The sequence below is a fragment of the Burkholderia sp. AU17457 genome, assembly GCF_002223255.1.
Lineage (GTDB): Bacteria > Pseudomonadota > Gammaproteobacteria > Burkholderiales > Burkholderiaceae > Burkholderia > Burkholderia sola.
Genome location: NZ_NKFB01000003.1, coordinates 452,978 through 476,889 on the forward strand (window position 1 = coordinate 452,978; position 23,912 = coordinate 476,889).

The following is a 23,912-nucleotide window of genomic DNA, read 5'->3' on the forward strand; positions in this document are numbered from 1 at the left end:
CGCGGAAGGGGAGGAAACCCCGATTTTAGCGCCGAACGGCGCGCTTGCCCGGCGGGGTGGTCCGCAAAAATGGGATAATGCGCGCTTCCCGCCCCGCGCCTTCCGATGCGCCGGGTGCCTCGATGTATTCCCCGCCCGCGAGGGCACCAGACGGCGAGACGAACCATGATCTACAGCATGACGGGCTATGCGAGCGCGACGCGCGAACTCGCGACGGCTGCCGGCAATGGCGGCACTAGCGTGTCGGTCGAACTGCGCACCGTGAACTCGCGCTTCCTCGATCTCAACTTCCGGATGCCGGACGACGTGCGTGCGTGCGAACCCGCGCTGCGCGAAATGCTGATGAACAAGCTGTCGCGCGGCAAGGTCGACGTGCGCATCAACCTGCAGCGCGGCGAGCAGAGCATCGGCGCGGGCGCGCTGAACCAGTCGGCGCTCGGCCAGCTTGCCGATCTCGAACGCGCGGTGCTCGATTCGTTCCCCGGCGTCGGCCGTCTGCGCGCGGGCGAGATCCTGCGCTGGCCCGGCGTGCTCACGGAGAGCGGCGTGTCGGCCGAAGCGATCCGCGACGCGGTGCTCGCCTGCGGCAAGGAAGCGATCGGCGAGCTCGTCGTCGTACGTTCGCGCGAAGGCGCGCAACTGGCGACGATGCTGCTGTCGAACGTCACCGAGATGGAAGCGATCGTCGCGCGCATCACGCCGCTCGTGCCGGAGCTGATCGCGAAGCACCAGCAGAAGATCGTCGAGCGTCTGCAGGAAGCGCTCGGCCTCGCGGCGCCCGAAGGCGGCTCGACGGTCGTCACGCGCGAGGAAGCGGCGGAGCGCATCCGTCAGGAAGTGACGATGTACGGGATCCGGATCGACATCGCGGAAGAGCTGTCGCGGCTCACCGCGCACCTGAACGAAACGCGTCACGTGATCGAGAAGGGCGGCCGCGTCGGCAAGCGTCTCGACTTCATGATGCAGGAACTGAATCGCGAAGCGAACACGCTCGGCTCGAAGGCGGCGGCGAAGGAACTCGCCGACGCGTCGATGGCGCTGAAGCTGCTGATCGAGCAGATGCGCGAGCAAGTGCAAAACCTGGAGTAAAGAGATGAAACGACCCCCACGCTCACTACGTTCGCTTGGGGGGGCGCAGCCCCCCCATCCTTCGAAAGCTGATTCATGCGGATGTGGCCAGGCCCGGCGGAGGCTGTCATGACCGAATCCACTCGCGACGGCCACGCGTCGCATTCGCTGCACGGCGGCGTCTATCCCGGTAACCTGTTCATGGTCGTCGCGCCGTCGGGCGCCGGCAAGTCGACGCTCGTGAATGCGCTGCTGTCGAAGGACAGCGACATCTGCCTGTCGATCTCGTACACGACGCGCAAGCCGCGCTCGGGCGAGCAGGACGGCCAGCACTACCACTTCACGACCGTCGACGATTTCCGCGCGCGTCATGCGGCGCACGAATTCCTCGAGAGTGCGGAAGTGCACGGCAACTACTACGGCACGTCGCGCGTCTGGATCGAAGAGCAGATGAAGAGCGGCCACGACGTGCTGCTCGAAATCGACTGGCAGGGTGCGTTGCAGGTGAAGAAGCAGTTCCGCAACGCGGTCGGCATCTTCATCCTGCCGCCGTCGCTCGACGCCCTCGAGGAACGCCTGAAGAAGCGCGGCCAGGACGAGCCGAACGTGATCACGCGACGCCTGCTGGCCGCCGGCAGCGAGATCGCGCACGCGTCGGAAGCGGAATACGTGGTGATCAACGAGAATTTCGAGCGTGCGCTCGCGGAACTCGAATGCATCGTCGCGGCGACGCGCCTGCGATTTGCTTCGCAGTACGCGCGACACGCGGAGCTGTTCATCGAGCTCGGTATCCATCTGCCCCACGCGGAATGACGCGGGGCACGAGGGACATAAGGTAGAATAAGGACTATATTCAGAAGGAATTACCAACATGGCTCGCATTACCGTCGAAGACTGCCTGAAGCAAATCCCGAATCGCTTCGAACTGGCGCTCGCCGCCACCTATCGCGCGCGGCAGCTCGCGCAAGGCCATACGCCGAAGATCGAAAGCCGCGACAAGCCGACCGTCGTCGCGCTGCGCGAAATCGCTGCCGGCCAGGTCGGCGTCGAGATGCTGAAGAAGGTGCCGGTGTAACGCGCATCCGGCCCGTTCCAGCCATGTAGTCCACGCGCGCAACGACTCGACCTGGAGGCGAATATGAGCACCACCCCATCGTCCGCCTCCGCGGATCCGACCACCGAAGCCACGGCCCAGTCGCCTGCGCGCCAGTACATCGACGCGGTCCTCGAACAGTCCTTCCGGCATCTGTTCGGGCCGACCGCCACCCCGGAGCAGCCGCGCAAGCACGGCGTCGTTTCGATCGCGAAACTGACGGCCGCGCTTGCCGAGTATCTCGCTCCGGACGAAATCAAAGAGGTCAAGGCGGCGTTCCACTTCAGCGACGAAGCCCACCTCGGTCAATATCGCCAGAGCGGCGAACCCTACATCACCCATCCCGTCGCCGTCGCGGAAATCTGCGCCGGCTGGAAGCTCGACGCGCAGGCCGTGATGGCCGCGTTGCTGCACGACGTGATGGAAGACCAGGGCGTGACCAAGAACGAGCTGGCCGAGCGGTTCGGCCCGAAGGTCGCCGAACTGGTCGACGGCCTGTCGAAGCTCGACAAGATGGAATTCCGCAGCCGCGAGGAAGCGCAGGCGGAAAACTTCCGCAAGATGCTGCTCGCGATGGCGCGCGACGTGCGCGTCATTCTCGTCAAGCTCGCCGACCGCCTGCACAACATGCGCACGCTCGGCGCGGTGCCGATGGAAAAGCGCCGCCGCGTCGCGCGCGAAACGCTGGACATCTACGCGCCGATCGCGCACCGGCTCGGGTTGAACAACACGTATCGCGAGCTGCAGGACATGAGCTTCGCGAACTTCAACCCGCATCGCTACGCGACGCTCGAGAAAGCCGTGAAGGCCGCGCGCGGCAACCGCCGCGAAGTGATCAGCAAGATCCTCGAGGCCGCGCAGCGCGCGATGGCCGACGCGAAGATCGACGCCGAGATCACCGGCCGCGAGAAGACCATCTACAGCGTCTACCGCAAGATGCGCGACAAGCAGCTGTCGTTCTCGCAGGTGCTCGACGTGTACGGCTTCCGTGTCGTCGTCGACAGCCCGCTCGACTGCTACACGTGCATCGGTGCGCTGCACGCGCTGTACAAGCCCGTGCCCGGCAAGTTCAAGGATTACATCGCGATCCCGAAGATCAACGGCTATCAGTCGCTGCACACGACGCTCGTCGGCCCGTTCGGCGCGCCGATCGAGTTCCAGGTGCGTACGCGCAAGATGCACGAGATCGCCGAGGCGGGCGTCGCCGCGCACTGGCTGTACAAGAACGGCAGCGCCGATCTCAGCGACGTGCAGAAGCGCGCGCACCAGTGGCTGAAGTCGCTGCTCGACATCCAGAGCGAAGCGGGCGATTCGAGCGAATTCCTCGAGCACGTGAAGATCGACCTGTTCCCCGACGCGGTCTACGTGTTCACGCCGAAGTCGAAGATCATGGCGCTGCCGCGCGGCGCGACGGCGCTCGATTTCGCGTATTCGATCCACAGCGATCTCGGCAACCAGTGTGTGGCCGTGAAGATCAACAACGAGCTGTTGCCGCTGCGCACCGAGCTGAAGAGTGGCGACATCGTCGAGGTGATCACCGCGCCGTATTCGAAGCCGAACCCCGCGTGGCTCGGCTTCGTGCGCACCGGCAAGGCGCGCTCGGCGATCCGCCACTACCTGAAGACGATGCGCCTGAACGAGTCCGTGCAGCTGGGCGAGCGGCTCGTCGACCAGAGCCTGAAGGGCTACGGTCTCGCGCTGGCCGACGTCGAGCCGGAAGTGTGGGAGAAGCTCGTGCAGTGGACGGGCAACAAGAGCCGTCAGGAAATTTTCGCGGATATCGGCCTCGGTCGTCGCGTCGCGGCGGTGATGGCCAAGCGCATCGAAGTGTTGATGAGCGGCCGCGACGCGGACGACGATCTGCCGAAGTCCGAGCGGCACCCCGCGCATCACGCGCCGCCGGTCGTGATTACCGGCACCGAAGGGATGTCCGTGCAGTTGTCCGCATGCTGCCGGCCGATCCCGGGCGATGCGATCATGGGTTACATCGGCATCGGTCTGGGCATGGCGATTCATACGACGGATTGCCGCGTCGCGCAGCGCATCCATCGTCGCGATCCGGGGCGCTGGATCGACGTCGAATGGGCGCCGCAGCCGGGCCGCCTGTTCGATGTCGCGGTGAAGGCGCTCGTGAAGAACACGAAGGGCATCTTCGCGCGCGTCGCGGCGGACATCACGTCGGCCGACGCGAACATCGTCCATATCGCGATGGACGAGGATCTGACGCACGAGTCGACGGTGCTGCGCTTCGTGATCCAGGTCAGCGACCGCGTGCATCTCGCGAACGTGATGCGGCGCGTGAGAACCAATCCGGACGTGATGCGGATCATGCGCGAGCGTTCGACCGACGACGGTGCGCACGCGCGCCATGACGGCGGCATGCGTATCGAGCGCGAGCGGCAGGATTACTGACGCCGCACGCGCGGCGGCGGGCGGATTCGATGATCGACGGACGGCGGCTTATGGCCGCCGTTTTCATTGGGGCCGCCGAAAGGGTGTGCGATGTTGCCGGCGCTTGCCGAACGCGTGCGGGGTGATGGTGCGAACGACGGGAGGGCGGGTGCAAAAAGAAAAAGGGCTTTCCCGAAGGAAAGCCCTTTTAAGGTGGCGCGGCTGGCAGGATTCGAACCCACGACCCCTTGGTTCGTAGCCAAGTACTCTATCCAACTGAGCTACAGCCGCACGCAAAACGGTACTGCTTCAACTGTCGGAACCTTCTGCGATGGGAAGGCCCCCAAAAAGTGGCGCGGCTGGCAGGATTCGAACCCACGACCCCTTGGTTCGTAGCCAAGTACTCTATCCAACTGAGCTACAGCCGCACGCAAAAACAAACTTCTACTGCTTCGAACTGAAAGGGCCTTCGGTTCGGAAGGCCCTCGAAAAAGTGGCGCGGCTGGCAGGATTCGAACCCACGACCCCTTGGTTCGTAGCCAAGTACTCTATCCAACTGAGCTACAGCCGCACGCAGAAGCGGAAGTATAGCAGAGTCGTATAAAAAGGGAAGCCTTATTCGCGAATTTGGTGCCATGGCCTTGGCCGGCCGCCCATCGTGTACCCTTGGGGGATCAGTCATTCACGTTGAATCTGCATCATGAACAAGGCGTTTGTCAAAGAGTCGGACGGTGACGACGACGATCTCGACCAGGCTCAACCCGCGATTCCGGCGGGCGCGAAGAACTACATCACGCCGGCCGGCCACAAGCGGCTGAGGGACGAGCTGCTGAACCTGATCGACGTCGAACGTCCCGAGGTCGTGCGGCTCGTGTCGTGGGCGGCCTCGAACGGCGACCGGTCCGAAAACGGCGACTACATCTACGGCAAGCGGCGGCTTCGCGAGATCGATCGCCGTATCCGCTTCCTGACGAAGCGGCTCGACCTCGCCGAAGTCGTCGACGCGAGCCGGCAGGAGAACGTCGACCAGGTGTTCTTCGGCGCGACGGTCGATTACGAGACGCCGGACGGCGAGGATCACACGGTGACGATCGTCGGGATCGACGAGGTCGATCTCGATCGCGGCTGCGTCAGCTGGATTTCGCCGGTCGCGCGTGCGCTGATCAAGGCGAAGATCGGCGACACCGTCACGCTGATGACGCCGGCCGGCCCGCAGCCGATCGACATACTCGATGTCCGGTATCCGGCGCGGGGCGACGCCTGAGTGGCGGCTCGCGCGCCGCGACCAGGAAAAAGCGCCCCGATGGGGCGCTTCGTCTTTCGGCGTACGGCGAATGTGCCGGTCGCTCAGAAGCGGTGACGCAGGCCGGCCGTGACCGCGATCTGCTTGTTGGTCGATGACGCGGCGCCCAGCCCGTTGATGTTGGCGCCGAGGTCGAGTCCGTCGCTGTTGACCTTCTGGAACTCGCCCTGCAGGTACACGTCCGTGCGCTTCGACAGTGCGTAGTCGGCTTGCAGGTTGAACTGGTGCCAGGTGGGCTTGTCGCCGGACAGGCGGCCCTGGGTGTACGTGTACGAGCCGGCGAGCGACAGGGCCGGCGTCAGCGCGTAGCGGCCGTTGACTTCGTAGTTGCTGAAGCGCCCGGTGTCGCCGAGGCCCGTGATGCCGCCCACCACGCCCGACTGGCCGGCGCTGATCGCGCGCAGGCCGCTCAGGCGCGTCTGGGTGAACACGAAGCCGACCGTGGCGGGGCCGAACCCGTAATTCAGGCCGGCACCCCAGGTGCGCTGCACGCGCGACGCAAAGGTCCAGTCGCCGGCGACCGCGCCCGGGTCGGACGCGGCCTGCGCGAGCGCGTTCACGTCGCTGTTCAGCTGCAAGTAGGCTGCGGCCACGTTGAAGCCGAGGTAGCTGTACGACACGCCGCCGCTATACGCGCGGTTGTTCGCGAACGCCGACGAGTTCGAGAACCCGTACAACGCACCGAACTTGAGGCCGCCGTAGTTCGCGCTCTGGTACTTGACCGAGTTGTTGATCCGGAACGAGTTGTTCAGGTTGTCGTTGTCGAACGGGTGGGCGAACTGGGTGCCGCCATACTGGGTACCGGTCAGCGACAGCGGCCCGAGATAGTCGACGACGCTGTCATACTGCCGGCCCAGCGTCAGCGAACCGTAGGTGGTGTGCGCGAGGCCCACGAACGCTTGCCGGCCGAATTCGCGACCGTTCTGCTTCAGCGTGCCGTTGTTGATGCCGAAACCGTTTTCCAGCGTGAAGATGGCTTTCAGGCCGCCGCCGAGATCTTCGGTGCCGCGCAAGCCCCATCGGCTGCCGTTGATCGAACCGCTCGTTTCCTGCCAGGCGCTGTGTCCGCCCTGATTGTTCGTGTAGGTGATGCCTGCGTCGATCAGGCCGTACAGCGTCACGCTGCTTTGAGCGTGGGCGGCGGTCACGAACACACCCGACAACGCGGTGACGATCAGAGCTTTCTTCATGGATCTGTCTCCAAACACGATGATGTCGATCGAACCTGGGGCGGCCGGCCGTGTTTTGCTTGACGCTGTAGCCGGTCCGGCAGAACGGCGGTGCGCTTATCAGAAATCCATCTGCAGTGTACGAAGTGCGCGGAGCGGGAGCGGCCCACACTTTAAGAAACAGTGTGTTTTGGAATCCGCAAAAATCGGGAAGGTCCCGTAAACGATTGCCGCGCAAGGGTTCGCTGCGGTGCGGCGAAACGAAATGACGATCGGGATTGCGTAGCGGACGTTGCGCGTTTGCGACAGGCGTCAGAGGCGGGCGAGGGCGGCTATAGCGCGATTATTGACACATCGGCAATAGAGGTTTGTGTCGAGCATGGATAATGAAAGGTAGTTCTCTCGCTATACTGCGGTCTCTGCTTTCCGAAGCAGACTTTTTCGTTGACGGAAAAGATCTCCAAACCTTTGTCGGCGCGACTTCCCAGTCGCGCTTTTTTTTTGCCCGGCTGCTCGGCGCGCTACGACGTGTACGAGCGACGCTTGCGCTTGCCCGCGGGCGCGGCGTTCTCTGCTTCGATCGGTGGCGGCGTGTTGGTCCAGTCTTCCATCACGTAGTGACGGGCATCCAGAGGCGATGCGAGCAGGTTTTGCCAGTGATCGCCGTGCCACGTCAAATCGAATTCGGTATCGCACGGCGCTTCGCGCGCGGACTCGGCCAGGGCGCGGGACTTGCGACGTACGCGTCCGAGCCGGCTCGCGAAGCGCTTGATTCCGTCCAGCCACATGACCCTCTCCTTCCTTTCGGCGTTGATTCAGGATCGCAACGTCCCCGGATTTCTGCAACCCGAAAAAACCCGAGGACTTTACCGAGTCGATTTGTCCCCGGTAGAAATTTCGCTTTCCGCGATTATTAGCGATCCGATCCCGGTAATGTTGACAGGTTTTTGATGCGAATCAATTAATCATCGGCGATGGTGTACCGATTCCAGTGGTATTAGCGTCTTTTCGAGAAAGCAGTTGCTAAAAATTTTCTTGACGCACCCGGATTGTCCAATTTATAAAGTCAGCACTCCGTCCTCGGGCGGCGTGCTGGTGCGGGTGCTGGCGCAATGTTTCGGGATTTCGGAAAACGGCTATAAAAATAGCTTTTTTGATCTTATAGAGTGGGGAACGAAGACATGGATACCGGTATCGTGAAATGGTTTAACGATGCTAAAGGTTTTGGCTTTATTACGTCGGACAATGGCGGTGAAGATTTGTTTGCGCACTTTTCCGAAATCCGGATGGACGGCTTCAAGACGCTGAAGGAAAACCAGCGTGTTTCGTTCGAGGTGAAAGTCGGGCCGAAAGGCAAGCAGGCAGCGAATATCCAGGCGGTCTGACGCGCCACGCATTGCCGATCACGTCCGGCCCCCGCATGGCGGGGGCTTTTTGTTTTCCGGGGACGGAGTACGCCGTCCGGGCTGGCCCGAGTACGCCTGCCGGTGCATACTCACGAAAGCATCGTTTCCCTGTCTTTTCATGTCCGATTTCGTTCCGTCCGATCCCGGCAGCGAGCAACCACTCGTCTTCGTCGACCTTGAAACCACCGGCGGCTCGTCCGCCGAGCACCGCATCACCGAAATCGGCGTGGTCGAAATCGGACCGCTCGGCGTGTCGACGTGGACGAGCCTCGTCAATCCGGGGCAGGCGATTCCGCCGTTCATCCAGCAACTGACGGGCATTTCGGACGCGATGGTGCGCGACGCACCGACGTTCGCATCGCTCGCGCCGGCGCTGTTCGAGCGGCTCGACGGCAAGCTGTTCGTCGCGCACAACGCGAGCTTCGACCGTGGCTTCCTGCGCGCCGAATTCGAGCGCGCCGGCCTGGCGTTCAATCCCGATGTGCTCTGTACGGTGCGACTGTCGCGCGCGCTGTTTCCGCGCGAATCGCGGCACGGGCTCGATGCGTTGATCGAACGGCACGGGCTCGTTCCGGCCGCGCGTCACCGCGCGCTGGCCGATGCCGACCTGATCTGGCAGTTCTGGCGCCAGCTGCACGACATCGTGCCGCTCGAGCGGCTGCGTGACCAGATCGCGCGCACGACGCGCCACTTCCGTCTCGGCGGCGACCTGACCGAGGCGTGGCTGGATACCGCGCCGGCAGGGTGCGGCGCGTATGCGCTATTCGGGGAGCGTGACGAAGCGCTGTATGTCGGCCGCAGCGTGCGCGTGCGGCAGCGGCTGCGCGCGCTGCTGACCGGCGAGCGCCGCTCGTCGAAGGAAATGCGACTCGCGCAGCAGGTGCGGCGCGTCGAATGGCGCGAGACCGGCAACGAGCTGGGGGCGATGCTTGCCGAAGCGCAATGGATCGCCCGCTTGCGCCCGTCGTACAACCGGCGCCCCACGGCCGATGCCGCCCGCGCGGGCGGTGCGCCCTGGCCGTTCGAAGGTGCCGTCGCGTTCGAGGCGACCGGTGAGCGCCGCCTGTTTCATGTGATCGACGGTTGGTGCTATCTCGGTTCGGCGGACTCGCTCGATGCGGCCGCACGGCTCGTGGCCGATGCGGCAGGCGGCGCGTTCGAACCCTTCACCCATCGCCTGCTGCAGACGCACCTCGCGCGCGGCCTGCAGGTGATTCCGCTCGTGGCGCTGACCCCCGCGGACTGAGCGCCGCAGGGCGATCCGCGCCCGCTGCGTCAGCCGATCGCGCTGGCTCCGCCGGCGGAGCAGACATGCGACAGCGCGGTATCGAGTGCCCGCGTCTGCGTGGAATCGTAGCGCGTGAGCGTCTTCCAGTTCGCGATGCTGCGCGCGAGCCGCGCCTGGCAATCGGGCGCGTCGCGCAGCGGGGCGACCTGCGCGAGACCGGCGAGCATTTTCTGCGTCAGCCGGTCGAGTGCCGGCCGCGTGCTGGTCGCGAGATCGGGCGGCGTGCCTTCCGGCGGCCGCGTCGTGCGCCAGGTCGTGAACAGTGCGTTCTGCACGTCCTTGCTTGCGGTGATCTGATCCTCGAAGAACGTGCGGGCGAAGGCGGGATCGACGCCGGCCTGGACCGCGCGCTTTTCGACTGCAGTGAGCAGGGCCGCTTCGCGCGGCTGGTCCTCGATGGCCTTGTGATTCGCCCATTTCCATCGTGCGACCGGTTCGGCGAGCGCGAGGCGCTGCGACGCGAGCGCAACGATATTGGTGAGGGCGGTGTCGTCGCCGTCTGCGCGGACGGCAGGCGGCAACGAAAGGAGGGCGACGCCGAGCGCGGCGACAGCGACGCTGGCACGAATGGCTTGCTTCATCGGAACGATCGGGAGAGCCGGGCGGGCCGGACGTGGAAAACCAGAAGGATAGACGAAGACAGTCGCGCGGCGTAGCGTCGCGACAGGAGAATCAGCAGGCGAGCTGATCCGGCACCGTCAGGCTGTTGCGGCCCGGGTGCGAGGCGAATTGCGCGCGAAGCGCCTGGATGAACCGCACGATAGCGAGGATCGACACGTGGCGGTTACAGAACCGAACTGGCGTTCACTTCGGCGAGTACAGCTTGTGCTGCTCGTCGAAGAATGCCCGAACGTGCTCGGGCAATTCGGCGAGGAATTCCACGCCGACGGGTTCCGGATCCGGGCTCATCACTTGCTCGGGCGGTGGCATGCGAGTCGGTCTTTCGTCCATGATCGTTTCTCCAGCAGGTTCAATGATTATCAACCTCGCGCTCGGATTTATGCCAGCGGCGAATCGTTAGATTTTGTCTCTGTTGTATTAACGGCACATGCGCTCCGGCGCGAAGTGTGATGCCCGCTATCGCGCGCGGCGCGATGGCGACAGTCGGGCCGCTTGTTATACTTGCGCGCACTTTTTCCCGGACCGCGATGAGACGAACGACGCGATGGATGGGCCTCGTATGGCTGGCGCTGGTACTGAACGTACTGTCGCCCGTCGTCGGCTACGCGCGTCTTGCGTCGAGCGGTTCCGGCGCGCTCACGCTCGAGTTGTGCAGTGCAGCGGGCGCGCGTCAGGTCGTGCTCGCGCACGCGCGCGACGACCGCGATACCTCGTCGTTCGACCATGCCGGCGTCCCGCATTGCGTGTACTGCCCGGGCTTCGCGGCGAACGTCGCGCTGGGCTCGAGCCTGCCCGCGATGCCGGGCTTCGTGCGGACGTTCGCGTATCGGGCGGCTGCCCCGATCGTTCCCGATGTGCGTCGCAAGGGCATCCGTCTCGCGCAGCCGCGCGCCCCGCCTGAAAACGTTCCGGTCTGATTGATGTCATCCGCGCGCCCCCGGTGGCGCGCGAGCCGCTCGCGGCCCCGGCCCGCGCGTCGCGCCGTGCGTGCGCGGCTCGCGCGCCCGTGTCCGACGGCGCCCGATCACGTTTTCAGGAACTCACTCATGTCGTCTACCCTTGCCGCGCGTTCGTCGCGCGGCCGGCTCGCGCTCGCATGCGCGGCCGCTTTCGCATGCGCGGCCGCCCACGCGGCTTCGACCGACGATGCCCGCGCCGACGCGGCCCGCGGCGGTGGCATCGATCGTCCCGCCGCCGCGGCGTCGGCGTCCATGGATGTCGCTGTAGCGGCCGCCCCAGCGGGCGACACGCTGACCGCCGTCAGCGTGACCGCGCAGCGGCAACCGGTCGATCCGGATACGCCGGCCGTCGTCGCGTCGGTCACGCGCGAGCAGATCGATGCGCACACCAACGTCACCACCGAGGACGCGCTGAAGTACGCGCCGAACCTGATGGTTCGCAAGCGCTACATCGGCGACCGCAACAGCGTATTCGCGGGCCGCGACTTCAATGAACTACAGAGCGCGCGCGGGCTCGTCTATGCCGACGGCGTGCTGCTGTCGAACCTGCTCGGGTCGAGCTATGCGTACCCGCCGCGCTGGTCGCTGATTCCGCCCGACGACATCGCGCGCGTCGACGTGCTCTACGGCCCCTTTTCCGCGCTGTACCCGGGCAACGCGATCGGCTCGACCGTGCTGCTCACCACGCGCCGCCCCGAACAGCTCGAGGCGTCGCTGTCGACGCAGTTCTTCACGCAGCGCTACCACGACGGCTACGGGTTCGCGGACAGCTTCGGCGGCAATCATCAGACCGCGCGGATCGCGAACCGCGTCGGCCGGTTCTGGTTCGCGCTGTCGCTCGACCGGCTGGAGAACGACGGCCAGCCGATGCAGTACGCGAGCCCCAATTCGGTCTACAACCCGAAACCCGGCGTCGCCGTCCCCGTGACGGGCGCCGTGACCGACATCGGACCCAACGGCAAGCCGCGAACCATCGTCGGCGCGCAGACGATCGAGCGGACCGAGCAGCTCAACGAGACGGTCCGGATGGGCTATGCGTTCACCGATCATGTCGATGCGACGCTGACGCTCGGGCACTGGGAGAACCATTACCGGCAGCACGGCGAGACCTTCCTGCGCGATGCGACGGGCGAGCCGGTTTACGGCGGCAACGTGTCGATCGGCGGACAGAAAATGACGGTCGCGCCAAACGCGTTCGCGCCGCAGCGCGGCGACCAGGAGAACTGGCTGTATGCGCTCGGGCTGAACGGCCGACTCGATTCCGGCTGGCGGCTGTCGGGCGTGGTGTCCGCGTACGACGTGTCGCGCGACGTGTTGCGTGCGGCCTCGACCGTGCAGGGTGGGGCGGGCACGCTGTTCCAGGGCGACGGCACTGGCTGGCGCACGCTCGACCTGAAGGCCGAGGCGCCGGAAGTGAAAGGCCATACGTTCACGTTCGGCTATCACTACGACAACTACTTCCTGCGCAATGTCACGTACAACACGGCCGACTGGCTGGCCGGGCCGAGCACGTCGCTCGCGAGCGTCTATCGCGGCGACACCCGCACGCACGCGCTGTTCGGGCAGGATGCGTGGCGCTTCGCGCCCGGTTGGCTCGCGACGCTCGGGCTGCGCTACGAGCGCTGGGATGCGTACGGCGGCGCGCTCGGCAATGCGAAGGGCACGCTCGGCTACGCGGATCGCGGCGCGAATGCGCTGTCGCCGAAAATCGCGCTGCAGTGGGATGCGACGGAAGTCTGGCGCTTCCGGCTGTCGTTCGCGACCGGCACGCGGTTCCCGACGGTCGGCGAGCTGTTCCAGGGCACGATTTCGAACAACGCGATCGTCAACAACAACCCGAACCTGCGGCCGGAAAAGGCGATCGACTGGGACTTCACGGCCGAACGCGATGTGGGCGTTGGCGTCGTGCGCGCGAGCGTGTTCCAGAGCGACCTGCGCGATTCGATCTATAGCCAGACAACGGTGTCGGGCGCGAGCACCGTCACCAACATCTCGAACGTCGACCGCGTGCGCGTGCGCGGCGTCGAACTCGCGTTCAGCGGCGAGAACGTCGGGCTGCGCGGGCTCAACGTCGACGCGAACGTGTCGGCGAGCAACGCGCAGATTCTCGCCGATGCCGCGAATCCGGCCTACGTCGGTTCGCGTTTCCCGCGCATTCCGCGCATGCGCGCGAACCTGCTCGCGTCGTATCGCTTCGACGAGCGCTGGCTCGCGAGCGTCGGCGTGCGCTACTCGGGTCGCCAGTTCAACACGCTGGACAACAGCGACGTGAATCCGGACGTCTACGGCGGCACGAGTTCGTTCACGGTCGTCGATCTGAAGGCGCGCTATCGCTTCGGTCGTCACTGGACCGCGTCGGCCGGCATCGACAACGTGACGGATCGCCGCTATTACGTGTTCCACCCGTATCCGGGCCGCACTTTCTATGGAGAACTGAAATGGTCGCTGTGAAAGCGAGGCTGCGGGCGGCGCTCGATGCGGGATGGCGAGGGGAGATGTCGCGCACCGTGTGGAGCGGGCGCGATGGTATGCATGAAGCGCGCCGCGGATTGCGGAAGGCCGACGTGCTCGACGGCGGGTTGCGGCACGCGAAGCGCTGACGGAGCCGGTGGCGCGCGGCGAACCGGCCGCGCGCCGGCCCGATGCGAAAACGCGCCCGAAGGCGCGTGGAGAGAAACGTCAGGCCGCTCGCCTGAATAGCCGGATCACGAACAGCAGGATCACCGCGCCGATGACCGCGACGATCACCGAGCCGATGAAGCCGCTGCCGATGCTGATGCCGAGCAACCCGGCAAGCCAGCCGCCGATCACCGCACCGACGATCCCGACGATGATGTCGACGATCAGCCCGAAGCCGCCGCCCTTCACGAGCAAGCCGGCGAGCCAGCCGGCGATCGCGCCGATGATGAGCCACATAATCAAGCCATGAGTCATGGTGGTCCTCTCCTTGGGTTGAGTCGAAATGACCGGGCACCGGCCGGTGCACGCCGCGAGCGGGTCGCAAGCGACATGCGGCCGTGGCGCCGCCCACGCAATGTAACGCGATAGACGGGTCAGGATCGTTAAGTAATGTTATGCACCCTTAAGCAGATTTTCCAGGGGATTTGTCTGCGTAGCGCATGTTCCGTGCGCGCGCGACGCATGGCGAAATGAGTCTGTAAGGATGGCTGTCGCCGAAGTCCGTCCGTCGGGCACATCATCGCTCGAGCGTCGTTGCCGGCAAGGTGGCTTCGGGGCAGGCCGTCCGCTGCGTCGGCGATCAGGCGCCCGACGGTCGCGGCATCGCTTCTCGCTGCGGTCGACAGCAGCGCGAAACGGATGGGACGCGCGGCGGCATCGCTTCGCCGATCCGGGGCATCGTGTGGCACGGATTGGTGCAGCGTGTGCCGTATCCGATGTCCACCCTCATTCGGTGTCCTGATGGATTTGCTTCGGACGACGCGTGAGGAGGGAGCGGGAGATCGAGCGTGGCAGCCATGTCGCCGACGCGCGTCCCGGCGGCCGAGCGCGAGCCGGTCGGGACGCGCGACAAATGCGGTGCCGTTGCGTGGGCTGTCCAGCTCGATCGGCCGGCCGCCGCGAGGACTGGCGCCGGACAACGTGTAGGGGAGCGATTGCCGAATCCGTACACGAAGATCGTGCACGGCGTGATCGGTAGTGCGCGCCGTCGAACGACTTCAGGATTTCGACGCCGGAAAAGAGAAAAGGTCTGACAAGCAATGCTTGTCAGACCTTTATGTCTTGGTGCCGGAGATAGGAGTCGAACCTACGACCTTCGCATTACGAATGCGCTGCTCTACCAACTGAGCTACACCGGCAGCAGAGAAATGAAATTATATGGTGAAATCCGCGATCTTGGCAATAGGTTTTGCGAAATTTTTTCAGCTTGCTGCGGCTGCTTCGCGAAACCCTCGATCCGGCGGACTTTCCGCTTTCACTTCACTGCGATGCGACCCGTTAGGGCCACATCGCGAAGGCGCGATTGTACTGATGTCTCGCACCTCCGTCCAGTGCTGCAGTGCAATTATTTTGCTTCGTCGTGATAGCCGGTCACGCGCTCGACTTCGTTCTTCGAACCGAGGAACACGGGCACGCGCTGGTGCAGGCCGGTCGGCTGCACTTCCATGATCCGCTGCGTACCGGTCGTCGCGGCGCCGCCCGCCTGTTCGACGATGAACGACATCGGGTTCGCTTCGTACATCAGCCGCAGCTTGCCCGGACGATCGGGCGTGCGCTTGTCGGCCGGATACATGAAGATGCCGCCGCGGTTCAGGATCCGATGCACGTCGGCCACCATCGACGCGATCCAGCGCATGTTGAAGTTGTCGCCGCGCGGGCCGTCCTTGCCGGCGTTCAGCTCGTCGACGTAGCGCTTGACCGGGTCGTACCAGTGGCGGGCGTTCGATGCGTTGATCGCGTATTCGCGCGTGTCGACGGGGATCTGCATGTTGCTTTGCGTGAGCACCCACGAGCCGACTTCGCGGTCGAGCGTGAAGCAGTTCACGCCGTTGCCGGTCGTCAGCACGAATACCGTCTGCGGGCCGTACACGGCATAGCCGGCCGCGACCTGCTCGGTGCCGGGCTGCAGGAACGATTCCTCGGTCGCCTGCTGGCCGTCCGGGCAGCGCAGCACCGAAAAGATCGTGCCGATCGACACGTTCACGTCGATGTTCGACGAGCCGTCGAGCGGATCGAACACGAGCAGGTATTCGCCGCGCGGGTAGTTCGCCGGGATCGGGAAGAACGTTTCCATTTCTTCCGACGCCATCGCGGCGAGGTTGCCGCCCCATTCGTTCGCGTCGAGCAGGATTTCGTTCGACAGGATGTCGAGCTTCTTCTGCACTTCGCCCTGGACGTTCTCGCTGCCGGCGGTGCCGAGCGCTTCACCGAGCGCGCCCTTCGACACGTTGTAGCTGATCGCCTTGCACGCGCGGGCGACGACTTCGATCAACAGGCGCAGGTCGGCGGGGAGGTTGTTGGTCTCACGTTGCTGTTCGATCAGGAACTTCGACAGCGTGGTGCGGCGGGCAATGGACATGACAGACTCCGAAAGGCCAAAGAATCCTTGAATGGCCGCAATTTTACCCGCCGCGCCTGCGGTGCCGCCGGCTTTTTTCGTCCGGTTACATGGCGTGGCCGTCGAATCGGACCGGTATCGGGCGGCGATGACGGGCGGGGGCGCGTGTCGCCGCGGAGGCGCGCCGAGCGGTCCGACCCCGTGCACGCGGTTTCAGCCGCGCGCGTGCAATCAAAAAGCCGGCACCGCATGAGGCGGTGCCGGCTCGAGCGCGCGGACGCGATTGGGGCGATCGCGCGACTTACGCGAGCGCCTTCTCGACGATCTCGCGCACGTCGCGCGACTTCGCGCCGGCGGCGACCTGTTCGAGGGCTTCGCGCATCCGGTCGCGCAGCGCCGGCGTGAAGCGGCGCCACAGTTCGAGCGAGCGCGCGAGGCGTGCCGCGACCTGCGGATTGATCGCATCGAGCGCGAGGACCTGTTCGGCCCAGAACGCGTAGCCGGAACCGTCGGCCGCATGGAATTGCGCGGGGTTGGCCGCGCAGAAGCTGAAGATCAGCGAGCGCGCGCGGTTCGGGTTCTTCAGGTTGAACGCCGGGTGCGCGAGCAGCTTGCGCACCTTCGCGAGTGTCGGCTGCGCGGCCGTACCGCGTTGCGCCGCCTGCATCGCGAACCACTTGTCGATCACGAGCGCCTCCTTCTCGAAGCGACGGTAGAAGTCGTCGAGCGCATGCTCGGCCGGCCCGTTCGCACCTGCGGCGGCCGCGGACAGCAGCGCGCCGAGCGCCGCTGCGCGATCGGTCATGTTGTTCGCCGCGTCGTACTGGGTGGTGGCGAGGCGCACGGCGTCGGCCGGATCGTCGAGTTCGGCGAGATACGCGAGCGCGAGGTTCTTCAGCGCGCGGCGGCCCGACGCTTCCGGCGTCGGCTCGTAGGCGCCGGGCGTCTGGTGCTGCTCGTACGCTGCGAGCCAGTCGGCGCGCAGCGCGGTCGCGAGCTGGCGGCGCACGAACTGGCGCGCGCGATGCACGGCGGCCGGGTCGGCCTCGGCCATCTGGTCGGCGAGGTAGGTTTCCGACGGCAGCGTCAGCGCGAGTTCGCGGAACGCCGGCGACAGGCTTTCATCGGTCAGCACGCGGCGGAACGCGGCGACGAAGTTCTCGCCGAGCGCGAGCGGCGCGTCGGCGGCGGCACGGGCGGCGAGCGTCAGGAGCGCGCGCGTCGCGAGGCGCTGGCCGGCTTCCCAGCGGTTGAACGGATCGCTGTCGTGCGCGAGCAGGAACGCGAGATCGTCGTCGCTGTAGTCGTACTCGACGATGACCGGCGACGAGAAGTTGCGCAGCAGCGACGGCAGCGGCGCTTCCGGCACGTCGACGAACGTGAAGGTCTGCTCGGTGTCGGTGAACTCGAGCACGCGCGTCGTGCCCGACGCGGCGGCTTCGCCGTCGAGACGCAGCGGCAGGTCGCGGCCGTCGCGGCCGATCAGGCCGATCGCGAACGGAATCAGCAGCGGCCCTTGCTGCGTTTCGCGCGCGGCCGGCGACGCGTCGCCGTAGCCTTGCGCGAGGGTGACCGTATAGCGGCGCGCGGCCGCGTCGTACGCGGTGCGCACCGACACGCGCGGCGTGCCGGCCTGGCTGTACCAGCGCTCGAACTGCGCGAGGTCGCGCCCGTTCGCGTCGGCCATCGCGTGACGGAAGTCGTCGCAGGTCACCGCGTGGCCGTCGTGGCGCTTGAAGTAGAGATCCATCCCCTTGCGGAAGCCGTCGCGGCCGAACAGCGTCTGGTACATCCGCACGACTTCCGAGCCTTTCTCGTAGACGGTCATCGTGTAGAAGTTGTTGATCTCGACGTAGCTCTCCGGGCGCACCGGGTGCGCCATCGGGCCGGCGTCCTCGGCGAACTGCAACTGGCGCAGCACGCGCACGTCCTCGATCCGCTTGACCGCGCGGGCCGCCGATTCGACGTCGTCGCCGGCGGCCATGTCGGCCGAGAATTCCTGGTCGCGGAATACCGTCAGCCCTTCCTTCAGGCTCAGCTGGAACCAGTCGCGGCAGGTCACGCGGTTGCCGGTCCAGTTGTGGAAATATTCGTGGCCGACCACCGATTCGATGTTCGCGAAATCGGTGTCGGTCGCGGTCTCGGGGTTCGCGAGCACGTACTTCGTGTTGAAGATGTTGAGCCCCTTGTTCTCCATCGCGCCCATGTTGAAATCGCCGACCGCGACGATCATGAAGCGGTCGAGATCGAGCTCGAGGCCGAAGCGCTTTTCGTCCCAGCGGATCGAGTGGATCAGCGAATCCATCGCGTGACGCGTCTTGTCGAGATCGGCCGGTTCGACCCATACCTGCAGCAGCTTTTCCTTGCCGGAGCCGGTCGTGATCGTTTCCTCGATCGCGACGAGCTTGCCCGCGACCAGCGCGAACAGGTAGCTCGGCTTGCGGAACGGGTCTTCCCACTTCGCGAAGTGGCGGCCGTCGGGCAGGTCGCCCGAATCGACGAGGTTGCCGTTCGACAGCAGCACCGGGTATGCGGCCTTGTCGGCGCGCAGCGTGACCGTGTACGACGCCATCACGTCGGGGCGATCGAGGAAGTAGGTGATGCGGCGAAAGCCTTCCGCTTCGCACTGCGTGAAGAAGTTGCCGCTCGACACGTAGAGGCCCGACAGCGTCGTATTCTGATCGGGCGCGCACGCGTTTTCGAGCGTCAGCTCGAACGCGTCGGGCACGTTCTCGACCGTCAGCCCGTGTTCGTGTGCGCGCACCGCGCCGTACGGCGCGCCGTCGAGCTGCGCGCCGACGAATTCGAGCGCCTCGCCCATCAGTTCCAGGTGGGGCGTGGGCGCGGCGTCCGGATTGCGGCGCACGCGCATCGTGTTCCTGACGATCGTGCGGGCCGGCGCGAGATCGAATTCGAGTGCGACGGAATCGATGAGGAAGGCCGGCGGCGTGTAGTCGGCGCGGCGGATCACGGTGGAGGAGGCGTTGTCGGACATGGTCGTCGAGATCGGTGGAGTGGGGGACGGGCCCGTCGCGCGGGCCGGGCGAACCGGGCCATTGTACAAAGGCTTGCGGCTGCGTGCCGGGCGAACTTTTTACCGCTCCCGGGAGTCCGCGTATTATCGGCATCCCGTTGTGCTTCGCGCGGTGCGACGAACGGGTGACGGATCGACGAGGATCAACATGAAACGCGAATGGATTTTTCGCGGTGCGGGCTGGGCGGCGGCGCTGTGCGTCGCGCTGCTGACCGGCTGCACCAGCTACGTGACCACCCAGGTCACGGCCTTCTCCGACTGGAGCGGCAGCGACGCGACCCGCACCTATGCGTTCACGCGCACGGACGCGCAGAAGAACAGCATCGAGCAGTCGACCTACGAGCCGATCGTCGCGAACGAGCTGTCCGCGTATGCATTCCGGCAGGTGCCGCAATCGCAGGCGCGCTATCTCGTCGGGCTGACCTATTCGGTCGGCAGCGATCTCGTGACGGTGCCGCAGCCGGTCTACTATGACCCGTGGTTCATGGGGCCGGGGCCGTACTGGCGAGGCGGGCCGTGGAGTCCCTGGGGCCCGTGGGGTCCCTGGGGGCCGGTGCCGTCCGGCTATGTCGCGCAGACGTACCAGGTGTTCGACTACATGCTCGGCATCCGCATCACCGAGCGCGCGACGGGCAAGGAGGTCTACAACGTGTCCGCGCGCACGACCGGCGACAACGGCACGCTGCTGTACGCGATGCCGTTCCTCGCGCGCAGCGCGCTCGCCGATTTCCCGTTGTCGAACGGCGCGGTCCGCACGGTCAGGCTGCCGGTCGACAAGCGCGGCGGGCCGGCGGCGCCGGCCGCCAACGAGCGCGCGGTGCCGGCGGCGCCAGCCTCGGGCGCGGCCGTCGCGAAGTAACGCGGCATCCCTCTGGGCGCGGCCGCCGCCCGGCCGCGCCAGCCCGTTTCCCTTCCGTCAGACCCCGATACCCAGCAGCGCCAGCGCGCCGAGCGCAACGAACAGCACGGCCGCGATCCCGTGCACGAGCTTCGTCGGCAGACGGTGCGCGAAGCGGTCGCCGAGCAGGATCGCCGGCACGTTCGCGAGCATCATCCCGAGCGTCGTGCCGGCCACCACGCCGATGTAATCCTGGAAGCGGGCGGCGAGCGCGACGGTCGCGATCTGCGTCTTGTCGCCCATCTCCGCGAGGAAGAACGCGACGAGCGTCGCGCCGAACACGCCGAGCCGCGAGCGGGTCGCATTGGCTTCGTTCTCGTCGAGCTTGTCCGGCACGAGAATCCACAGTCCCATCGCGATGAACGAGAACGCGAGCGCCCAGCGCATGATCGACGGCGTGACGAGCACGCCCAGCCATTCGCCGAGCGCGCCGGCGAAACCGTGGTTGACGAGCGTCGCGACGAGCACGCCGAGAATGATCGGCACCGGCTTGCGATAGCGCGCGGCCAGAACGAGGGAAAGCAGCTGGGTCTTGTCGCCGATTTCAGCGAGGGCGACGGCGCCGGTGGAGATCAGGAAGGCTTGAGACACGGATGGGGTTCCACGGGCCGTTGTTGTGCGTGCGAGCGACGATCCACCGCGCGCCGGGCCCTGATGCGGCGCGCAGTGAACCATCGGTCTCGCCAGGCCAACGTGGCTGCGCCCGCCATGGCCGAACGGCCAAGTCTGTTGACGGACGCCTCCGTCACGATGCGCGCCGCGGGCGCGGGACATCGAGCGGAGCGGCTACTCCCCAATGAGCGGCGAATTCTAGCACGGTGCATCGCGCGCGGGAAAGCAGCCGGAGCCGCCGTACGGCGCGCAATGCGCATCGATTTCCGGCACGCGCGACGGCGAAGCGGCCGCGCGGCCGGAACGGCGTACCCGCGGGGCGTTACGCGGCGGCCGGGCGGCGCGCGGCGCCGCGTTCGTGCACGAGTTCGCCGGCCGCATAGGTGCGGTACACCGCGCGGTCGTCGCCGAGCAGCGCGAACGCGAACAGCAATTCCTCGAGCGAATCCGCGCGCTGCGTGCGGCGCGCGAGCAGCGGCGTCGCCTGCGGATCGAGCACGACGAAGTCGGCTTCGGTGCGCGGCTTGAGGGTGCCGACCGTGTCGGCAAGGTCGAGCGCCTGTGCGGCGCCGGCCGTCGCGAGCCAGAACATCCGCGTGGCGGTCAGGTGATGGCCCGACAGCCGCGCGACCTTGTGCGCCTCGTTCATCGTCTGCAGCATCGAGAACGACGTGCCGCCGCCGACGTCGGTCGCGAGCGTGACGGGCACGTCGTATTCGCCGGCCTTGTCGAAATCGAACAGCCCGCTGCCGAGGAAGAAGTTCGACGTCGGGCAGTGCGCGACGACGGTGCGCGTCTCGGCCATCCGGCGGCGATCCTCGTCGTCGAGATGAATGCAGTGGCCGTACACCGCGCGCGGCCGCAGCAGCCCGTAGCGGTCATAGATGTCGAGATAGCTGCGATGGCCGGGGAACAGCCCGGCCACCCATTTCACCTCGTCGACGTTTTCGGCGACGTGGCTTTGCACGAACACGTCCGGATGGCGGCGCGCGAGTTCGCCGCACGCCTCGAGTTGCGCCTCGGTCGACGTCGGCGCGAAGCGCGGCGTGAGCGCGTACATCTGGCGCCCCTTGCCGTGCCAGCGGTCGATCAGCTCGGCGCTGTCGTCATAGCCCGACTGCGCGGTGTCGCGCAGGAATTCGGGGCAGTTGCGGTCCATCAGCACCTTGCCCGCGATCATCCGCAGGTCGCGCGCGTCGCTCGCCGCGAACAGCGCATCGGCCGACTGCTTGTGCACGGTGCAGTAGACGAGCGCGCTCGTCGTGCCGCACGCGAGGAGTTCGTCGACGAAGAAGTCGGCGACTTCGCGCGCATGCTCGGGGTCGCCGAACTGGCGCTCGGTCGGGAACGTGTACTTGTCGAGCCACGGCAGCAGCCCGGGGGCTGGCGACGCGATCATGTCCGTCTGCGGATAGTGGATGTGCGTGTCGATGAAGCCGGGCACGATCAGCTTGTCGCGCAGATCGTGGACCACCGCATCGCGCGCGAGCGTCGCGGCGAGCGGCGCATACGGGCCGGCCGCGACGACCTTGCCGTCGTCGACGATCAGGAGCCCGTCGGTTTCGTGGTTCGCGGCCTGGCTCGATTGCGCCGGGTCGCCGTTGAAGGTCAGCAGCTGGGAACGGAAAGCGGTTTGCGTCATGACGAAGGGTCCTGCATCAAGGTAAGGCGAACAGAAGAAAGCGATCGATGCCGCACGGGGGCGGGGCGGGGCGTCGCGAGCGGTGGCACGTGATGTGCGGCACCGCCGGAGGCGACGGCACGGCCGAACGTGGCGGCCGAAGCCGCCCGCGAGTGGTTGCGGGCGCACCTCGCGGCCGTTGAGCGCGCAACCGATACGTCCGCAACCCATACGACGGCGAACGGCACGGCAAGCCGCGACGACCGGCGGGTGCGAGCGACGCCGTACTGCGCGATCGCGCCGCATGCACGCAGCCGACCGGCCCGGCGCAAGGCCGGCCGGGGAGTCGCGAAGCGGATGCCGTTGCCGTGTTTCATCTGTCAGCGAGTCTCGATGCGGGCCGTCACGCGGCCTGCCAGTACGCGTCGAGGCGCGCGTACAGTGCATCGCGCTGCGCCGGTTCGATGAACGACGCCTCGAAGCCGTTGCGGATCACCGCATGGACTTCGGCATCCGTAAGTTGCAGCCCTTCGACCGTCGCGAAGTAGTTTTCGTTGACGTAGCCGCCGAAATAGGCCGGATCGTCGGAGTTGATCGTCACCGCCACGCCGCGGTCGAGCAGCGCCTTCAGCGTGTGCTTCGCCATGTCGTCGAACACGCACAGCTTCAGGTTCGACAGCGGACACACGGTGAGCGCCGTACGCGTTTTCGCGAGACGCTCGACGAGCGCCGCATCCTCGATGCTGCGCACGCCGTGGTCGATCCGGTCGACCTTCAGCACGTCGAGCGCCTCGTAGATGTAGGCGGGCGGGCCTTCCTCGCCTGCGTGCGCGACCAGCTTCAGCCCGAGCGCGCGCGCCTTCTCGAACACGCGCGCGAATTTCGTCGGCGGATGGCCGAGCTCGGACGAATCGAGGCCCACGCCGATCAGCCGATGGCGATAGCGCTCGAATAGCGGCAACGCGGATTCGAACGTCGCGAGCGCGTCGTCTTCGGACAGGTGGCGCAGGAAGCACAGAATCAGCTTGCTCGACAGCCCGCGCGCTTCGGCATCGGCGAGCGCGCACTCGATGCCCGCGACGACCGTTTCGATCGGCACGCCGCGCTCGGTGTGCGTCTGCGGGTCGAAGAACAGTTCGGTGTGGACGACGTTGTCGGCGAGCGCGCGCTCACAGTACGCGGCCGTCATGTCGTAGAAATCCTGCTCGGTGAGCAGCACGCTCGCGCCGGCGTAGTAGATGTCGAGGAACGACTGCAGGTCGGTGAACGCGTACGCGGCGCGCAGCGCGTCGATCGAGTCGTACGCGAGCTTCACGCCGTTGCGCTGCGCGAGCGCGAAAATCAGTTCGGGCTCGAGCGAGCCTTCGATATGGATGTGCAGCTCCGCTTTCGGCGCGCGGGCAATCTTGTTCTTGAATGTCGGGGTCATGGC

20 protein-coding genes, 4 tRNA genes, 1 pseudogene and 1 riboswitch are annotated in these 23,912 nt (G+C 66.1%); of the genes and pseudogenes, 11 read left to right on the forward strand and 14 right to left on the reverse strand.

Annotated features, from left to right (window positions below; translation table 11 throughout):
* Positions 1–165 precede the first annotated feature (165 nt).
* From CFB49_RS04515 to CFB49_RS04530, 4 genes are all read left to right on the forward strand, one after another.
* A complete protein-coding gene (locus CFB49_RS04515; protein ID WP_089490775.1) occupies positions 166–1,089 on the forward strand; it encodes a YicC/YloC family endoribonuclease in 924 nt (307 codons plus the stop codon).
* Between the two features lie 108 nt (positions 1,090–1,197).
* On the forward strand, positions 1,198–1,881 hold the full coding sequence (gene gmk, locus CFB49_RS04520) for a guanylate kinase (protein WP_089490776.1): 684 nt from the start codon (positions 1,198–1,200) through the stop codon (positions 1,879–1,881).
* A 58-nt stretch (positions 1,882–1,939) separates the two neighbouring features.
* Entirely contained in the window at positions 1,940–2,143 is a 204-nt protein-coding gene (rpoZ, locus tag CFB49_RS04525; RefSeq protein WP_006025620.1) for a DNA-directed RNA polymerase subunit omega, read from the forward strand.
* Positions 2,144–2,206: 63 nt separating this feature from the next.
* Complete coding sequence (locus CFB49_RS04530) at positions 2,207–4,573, forward strand: RelA/SpoT family protein (protein WP_027783823.1); 2,367 nt, start codon at positions 2,207–2,209, stop codon at positions 4,571–4,573.
* Positions 4,574–4,766: 193 nt separating this feature from the next.
* Here the strand turns inward: CFB49_RS04530 and CFB49_RS04535 are convergent.
* From CFB49_RS04535 to CFB49_RS04545, 3 genes are all read right to left on the reverse strand, one after another.
* A tRNA-Arg gene (locus CFB49_RS04535) sits at positions 4,767–4,843 on the reverse strand.
* A 60-nt stretch (positions 4,844–4,903) separates the two neighbouring features.
* Positions 4,904–4,980: transfer RNA gene (locus tag CFB49_RS04540), tRNA-Arg, on the reverse strand.
* A 66-nt stretch (positions 4,981–5,046) separates the two neighbouring features.
* A tRNA-Arg gene (locus CFB49_RS04545) sits at positions 5,047–5,123 on the reverse strand.
* A gap of 129 nt (positions 5,124–5,252) precedes the next feature.
* Here CFB49_RS04545 and greB point away from each other — a divergent pair.
* Entirely contained in the window at positions 5,253–5,816 is a 564-nt protein-coding gene (gene greB / locus CFB49_RS04550) for a transcription elongation factor GreB (protein WP_006476618.1), read from the forward strand.
* A gap of 83 nt (positions 5,817–5,899) precedes the next feature.
* On the opposite strand, the gene CFB49_RS04555 is transcribed toward greB, so the two are convergent.
* Both CFB49_RS04555 and CFB49_RS04560 read right to left on the reverse strand, forming a co-directional pair.
* Entirely contained in the window at positions 5,900–7,045 is a 1,146-nt protein-coding gene (locus CFB49_RS04555; RefSeq protein WP_069621110.1) for a porin, read from the reverse strand.
* Positions 7,046–7,545: 500 nt separating this feature from the next.
* A complete protein-coding gene (locus CFB49_RS04560; RefSeq protein ID WP_069621109.1) occupies positions 7,546–7,812 on the reverse strand; it encodes a hypothetical protein in 267 nt (88 codons plus the stop codon).
* A 393-nt stretch (positions 7,813–8,205) separates the two neighbouring features.
* On the opposite strand from CFB49_RS04560, the gene CFB49_RS04565 reads away from it, so the two are divergent.
* Positions 8,206–8,409, forward strand: coding sequence for a cold-shock protein (locus CFB49_RS04565; protein ID WP_027783827.1), 204 nt, complete (start codon positions 8,206–8,208; stop codon positions 8,407–8,409).
* Positions 8,410–8,548: 139 nt separating this feature from the next.
* Positions 8,549–9,676 (forward strand): exonuclease domain-containing protein, encoded by a 1,128-nt coding sequence (locus CFB49_RS04570; RefSeq protein ID WP_069621108.1) that lies wholly within the window; start codon positions 8,549–8,551, stop codon positions 9,674–9,676.
* Positions 9,677–9,705: 29 nt separating this feature from the next.
* On the opposite strand, the gene CFB49_RS04575 is transcribed toward CFB49_RS04570, so the two are convergent.
* Both CFB49_RS04575 and CFB49_RS36210 read right to left on the reverse strand, forming a co-directional pair.
* The gene (locus tag CFB49_RS04575; protein WP_089490777.1) at positions 9,706–10,299 is read right to left on the reverse strand and encodes a chorismate mutase; all 594 of its coding nucleotides are present in this window, start codon (positions 10,297–10,299) and stop codon (positions 9,706–9,708) included.
* A gap of 223 nt (positions 10,300–10,522) precedes the next feature.
* Complete coding sequence (locus CFB49_RS36210) at positions 10,523–10,627, reverse strand: chorismate mutase (protein ID WP_162484450.1); 105 nt, start codon at positions 10,625–10,627, stop codon at positions 10,523–10,525.
* A 239-nt stretch (positions 10,628–10,866) separates the two neighbouring features.
* On the opposite strand from CFB49_RS36210, the gene CFB49_RS04580 reads away from it, so the two are divergent.
* The 3 genes and pseudogenes from CFB49_RS04580 to CFB49_RS36675 all read left to right on the forward strand — a co-directional run.
* Positions 10,867–11,256 carry a DUF2946 domain-containing protein gene (locus tag CFB49_RS04580; RefSeq protein ID WP_069621106.1) on the forward strand — a complete coding sequence of 130 codons (390 nt, stop codon included), beginning with the start codon at positions 10,867–10,869 and terminating at the stop codon, positions 11,254–11,256.
* A 129-nt stretch (positions 11,257–11,385) separates the two neighbouring features.
* Complete coding sequence (locus CFB49_RS04585) at positions 11,386–13,749, forward strand: TonB-dependent receptor (RefSeq protein ID WP_089490778.1); 2,364 nt, start codon at positions 11,386–11,388, stop codon at positions 13,747–13,749.
* A 5-nt stretch (positions 13,750–13,754) separates the two neighbouring features.
* Positions 13,755–13,898, forward strand: a pseudogene (locus tag CFB49_RS36675) (TlpA family protein disulfide reductase); the annotation flags it as partial.
* Positions 13,899–13,977: 79 nt separating this feature from the next.
* On the opposite strand, the gene CFB49_RS04595 reads toward CFB49_RS36675, so the two are convergent.
* The 4 genes from CFB49_RS04595 to pepN all read right to left on the reverse strand — a co-directional run bounded on the left by CFB49_RS04595 (position 13,978) and on the right by pepN (position 19,310).
* Complete coding sequence (locus tag CFB49_RS04595) at positions 13,978–14,232, reverse strand: GlsB/YeaQ/YmgE family stress response membrane protein (RefSeq protein WP_006476609.1); 255 nt, start codon at positions 14,230–14,232, stop codon at positions 13,978–13,980.
* Between the two features lie 808 nt (positions 14,233–15,040).
* Positions 15,041–15,116, reverse strand: a tRNA-Thr gene (locus CFB49_RS04600).
* A 206-nt stretch (positions 15,117–15,322) separates the two neighbouring features.
* Entirely contained in the window at positions 15,323–16,336 is a 1,014-nt protein-coding gene (locus CFB49_RS04605; RefSeq protein ID WP_069621104.1) for a class 1 fructose-bisphosphatase, read from the reverse strand.
* Positions 16,337–16,616: 280 nt separating this feature from the next.
* The gene (gene pepN / locus CFB49_RS04610) at positions 16,617–19,310 is read right to left on the reverse strand and encodes an aminopeptidase N (protein WP_089490779.1); all 2,694 of its coding nucleotides are present in this window, start codon (positions 19,308–19,310) and stop codon (positions 16,617–16,619) included.
* A 187-nt stretch (positions 19,311–19,497) separates the two neighbouring features.
* Here pepN and CFB49_RS04615 point away from each other — a divergent pair, with 187 nt between their 5' ends.
* Positions 19,498–20,208, forward strand: a complete 711-nt coding sequence (locus CFB49_RS04615; protein WP_069621102.1) for a DUF4136 domain-containing protein — start codon at positions 19,498–19,500, stop codon at positions 20,206–20,208.
* 57 nt (positions 20,209–20,265) lie between these two features.
* On the opposite strand, the gene CFB49_RS04620 is transcribed toward CFB49_RS04615, so the two are convergent.
* The 3 genes from CFB49_RS04620 to CFB49_RS04640 all read right to left on the reverse strand — a co-directional run bounded on the left by CFB49_RS04620 (position 20,266) and on the right by CFB49_RS04640 (position 23,909).
* Positions 20,266–20,838, reverse strand: coding sequence for a TMEM165/GDT1 family protein (locus CFB49_RS04620; protein WP_069621101.1), 573 nt, complete (start codon positions 20,836–20,838; stop codon positions 20,266–20,268).
* Between the two features lie 94 nt (positions 20,839–20,932).
* A riboswitch (yybP-ykoY riboswitch) is annotated at positions 20,933–21,054 on the reverse strand.
* A 127-nt stretch (positions 21,055–21,181) separates the two neighbouring features.
* Complete coding sequence (guaD, locus tag CFB49_RS04630) at positions 21,182–22,501, reverse strand: guanine deaminase (protein WP_069621100.1); 1,320 nt, start codon at positions 22,499–22,501, stop codon at positions 21,182–21,184.
* 382 nt (positions 22,502–22,883) lie between these two features.
* The gene (locus tag CFB49_RS04640; RefSeq protein ID WP_089490781.1) at positions 22,884–23,909 is read right to left on the reverse strand and encodes an adenosine deaminase; all 1,026 of its coding nucleotides are present in this window, start codon (positions 23,907–23,909) and stop codon (positions 22,884–22,886) included.
* Positions 23,910–23,912 lie beyond the last annotated feature (3 nt).